Here is a 671-nt window from a genome sequence, read left to right on the forward strand (position 1 = left end):
ATGTCCGCGAAGCCACCTACTGGTGGATGATCGAATACAACGAGGAACGACCGCACGATGCGCTGGGCAACATGACACCAGCCGAGGCCAGATTACTTGCCGCCAGAAACTCTACTTTTGAACTGTCGCCTTGACGGGGAAGCTTACGGATTGGCCGGCTGGTCGACCCCGAGGCAAAAAGGCGCTTTGGGGAGCGGATGCTGTCGGTATTCGGCGATCGGGACCGGGTACTGCTCAGTGCAGACGTCTCTGTGACGCAACTCTTGCGACTGGTCAAGGTCACCCGTACTCACATACGAGAAGAGGACGATGTGGTGCATCCTGGAGTGTACACGCCAGGTGCCCGTGATTTCGCTGAAGACGCCCGAAGGAATGTGTTCGGTCTGTTGTCCGAGCGTCCAGGGGAAGAGGCCTACCAAGCGCTTATCGGATTGGCAGAGTCTGGGTATTACAAGAACTTTGAAGACTGGCTGCGCCGCAAGGCAAGGCTCAAGGCTGAGATGGATTCAGAGCGCTTGCCATTGGTCGTGTCCCCGGACGTGGTGTAAGAAGCCACCGAGCCCGTTGGCAGTCTGAGGCATGGCTTCATGCAGCCGGTAGGTAGAGTGCCTCGCCGTCATCGGCGTTGCAATTGGCCTGCAGGCTTTCGGCACTCATGTAGCGCCGGCTGA

2 protein-coding genes are annotated in these 671 nt (G+C 58.3%); both read left to right on the top strand.

What is annotated here, in order from left to right; all coding sequences use genetic code 11:
- Nucleotides 1-134 (top strand): integrase core domain-containing protein (locus DEH80_RS17025; protein WP_165831532.1); only part of this gene is annotated, 134 nt, incomplete at its 5' end.
- Nucleotides 135-251: 117 nt separating this feature from the next.
- Complete coding sequence (locus DEH80_RS17030) at nt 252-548, top strand: hypothetical protein (protein ID WP_133249315.1); 297 nt, start codon at nt 252-254, stop codon at nt 546-548.
- Nucleotides 549-671 lie beyond the last annotated feature (123 nt).

This window comes from Abyssibacter profundi (genome assembly GCF_003151135.1).
GTDB classification, from domain to species: domain Bacteria; phylum Pseudomonadota; class Gammaproteobacteria; order Nevskiales; family OUC007; genus Abyssibacter; species Abyssibacter profundi.